This is a genomic window from Paenibacillus sp. 598K (genome assembly GCF_003851045.1).
Lineage (GTDB): Bacteria > Bacillota > Bacilli > Paenibacillales > Paenibacillaceae > Paenibacillus_D.
This window is the reverse complement of record NZ_BFBX01000084.1, coordinates 63,924-66,897: the sequence shown is the minus strand read 5'-3', so window position 1 is coordinate 66,897 and position 2,974 is coordinate 63,924. Positions and strand designations below refer to the sequence as shown.

At 60.9% G+C, this 2,974-nt stretch carries 2 protein-coding genes and 1 pseudogene; all 3 read left to right on the top strand.

The window, feature by feature from the left end:
* Positions 1–293 (top strand): annotated as a pseudogene (locus tag PA598K_RS23245) (phospho-sugar mutase); the annotation flags it as partial.
* A gap of 13 nt (positions 294–306) precedes the next feature.
* Entirely contained in the window at positions 307–2,433 is a 2,127-nt protein-coding gene (locus PA598K_RS23240; protein ID WP_307719893.1) for a DUF5693 family protein, read from the top strand.
* Positions 2,394–2,974: polysaccharide pyruvyl transferase family protein (locus PA598K_RS38175; RefSeq protein WP_260405558.1), on the top strand; the 581-nt coding region annotated here is incomplete at its 3' end. The genes PA598K_RS23240 and PA598K_RS38175, both read left to right, overlap by 40 nt.

Below are 2,974 nucleotides of genomic sequence, written 5' to 3'. Positions count from 1 at the left end.
TCCAGCAGATCGCGGCGATTATGGAGGACTGGCGCCACCGGGCGCCGCAGTCGATCGCTGGCGTGGCGGTAGCGGAGCTGCAAGATTACTTGCCGGGACGCGATGGCTTGCCTCCGGAAAATGTGCTGAAGTTCATACTGGCCGACGGCTCCTGGTTCTGCCTGCGACCGTCCGGCACTGAACCGAAGATCAAAGTGTATTTCGCCGTTCGCGGCGCATCCGGGCAAGAGGCCGCGGCAGCGATCCAGAAGCTGACGAATGAGGTTATGGCCCGCGTGGACAACCAAGCTTAAGGAGTGGAACTTAGTGCAATCGATCCAACTGTGGAGCCGCAGGGCCCGCGTCGTCTTATGGGCGCTTGTGATCGCAGGACTTATCGCGGCTTTGCCGCTTGGGGTTTTGCGTTATCAAATGGAGCAAACCTCCAAGCAAGTGGAGTTTGTATACAATTACCGGGATCTGGTGCAAATCGCCAGCTTCCAGGCCAGACCGCAGGATTTTATCGACGAACAGCTCGAGCGGATGCGCGAAGCCGGCATCGGTACGATGGCGGTGTTCGAAGCGACGTTGGAGGAACTGGGCTGGAGCGGTCGTCTCAAGCTGTACAGCTCGGCGCAGATGGCGGAGCTGCAAGGCGAGCCCGCGCCGGACAATGAGAACTTCACGTATATCCTGTACGCGAATGAGGAGGCGGAGTCCACGCTCGGTCCGATGATCGAGAGCACGATGGCGAGCGTGGAGATTCCGTACCGTCCTTACACGTATGACGACCTGAGCGGGCTCGTCGTAGAGACGCCGCTCGAGGACGCGACTGCCAAGACGATGCTGCCGGACCCGCTGACGATGCAAGAGCTGCACGATCGCGGCTTCCAGCTGCTGCCGCGGCTCTCGGACCGTACCAAGCCGTACGATCCTGAGCTGACGGATCGCACATTGGCCTGGTTTCACGATCTGGGCGTGAAGCACATCCTCTTCGACGGCGACGCGGTCAAAGGCTTCGCCGATCATGCGACAGACAAAAGTCTGGACAGTATGGCGGAGCTGCTGAAAAAATACGATATCGGCATCGTGGCGATCGAGAACCTGAAGACGATGCAGAAGGGCTTCCAGACGCTCGCTTACAAGCTTGACTACGATGTCGTCCGGCTCTACTCGCTCTCGGCGATGGATGCCGGCCGACTGGCGCCGGAGACGATCGCAGACCGCTTCCAGCTCGCAGGCAAGGACCGCAACATCCGGATGTTCTACATGAACGGTCAGCCGCTGCGCAGCGCGGATCGGGGCGGCATCGTCCATTCGCTGGACAACATCTACGACTCGCTGGCTGGCAACAAGGATACGCCGGGCGCGGTCAAGCTGCTCGCTGACGTGGGGTATACTAATGGCACCGCTGAAGCGTTCAAGTCCAGCTACGAGCCGGGCTCGTGGATGAAGCTGCTCAAGGGCGTCGTGGCGCTCGGCGCCATCGCGATCATCGCGCTGTTGATCGGAGCATTCGTCCCTGTGTTGCTGCTGCCGGTGTTCGTCTTGGGTCTAATCGGCAGCGCCGGTCTGTATGTGCTGTCGCCAGCTCTGCTGGAGCAAGGACTGGCGCTTGGCGCAGGTGTCGCTTCGCCGACGCTGGCGCTCATCTGGGTGTTCGGCCGGATCCGCAAACATACCGAAGGCGACCGACGCGTCGTCGGCGGAGAATGGTCAGGCGAAGGCGACAAAAAGGGCGGCACCGGCATGTTCGACGGTAAATGGGTGTTCCCGGAGCTGGGTAAAGGCCGCCGTCTGACGATGGCAATCGGACTATACGTGCTGACTGCGATTATCTCGCTCGTTAGCGTGCCGCTGATTATCGGCTTGCTGAACAGCATTTCCTACAGTCTGGTGCTCCAGCAATATCGTGGCGTCAGCGTGCTGCATCTGGCCCCGATTGCGTTGACAAGTCTCTACGTCTTCTTGTACTCCGGCTCGCCGCTCGACAATTTGCGCCGCTTGCTGCGGATGCGGATTACGGTGCTGTCGGTGATGATTGCCGGCGTGCTGGGCGTAGTGGGAATGTACTATTTGTCCCGTACAGGCAATGCCGGATCGGTGAGCGGGATTGAGTTGACGATCCGCAGCTTGCTCGAAGGCACCTTCGGGGTGCGGCCGCGCTTCAAGGAGTTTATGTTTGCCCATCCCTTATTTTTGCTCGGGCTGTTCCTTGCGCTTCGCTACCGCGCGGCGTGGGTACTAATAATTGTAGCCTCGATTGGGCAACTTTCTATTGTAGATACGTTTGCACATATTCATACGCCGCTGTACATCTCGTTCATCCGCGTAGTCCTGGGTCTTGGCGTAGGAGCGATCATCGGATTGGCGCTGATCGTTGCGTGGCAGATCGGGGAAGGGGTATGGCGCAGATGGGCAATGCCGTTGATCCACAAAAAACGTACCGCCTAGTCCTCTCCGGCTATTACGGCTTCCACAATAGCGGCGACGAGGCGGTGCTGCGGTCGATCCTGCTGGCGCTGGAGACGGCGGCTGCCGAGGCCGGTATAAGAGTCGTCCCGGTCGTCCTATCCGGCGACCCGGAGGGGACGCGTCAGATGTATGGCGTCGAAGCCAGGCATCGGATGCGTCCGGCAGAGGTGCTCGCGGCGCTCCGCGAGTGCGACGGCTTGATCAGCGGGGGCGGCAGTCTGCTGCAGGATGCGACCAGCGCCAAGACGATCCCGTACTATACGGGCGTACTGAAGCTGGCGCAGCTGCTAGGCAAGCCGACCTTTATCTACTCACAAGGCATCGGACCGGTCCAGCGCCGCTGGATGGACCCGCTCATCCGCCATGTGATGCGGCGCAGCGCGTATATCAGCGTACGCGATCCCGAGTCCGCCGAGCTGCTCGGGCGGATGGGCGTGGATCGCTCGCGCATCGAGGTGGTCCCTGACCCGGTGATGGCGATGCCGCTGCCGGAGACGACGGCGGCGATCGGCGCCAGCGA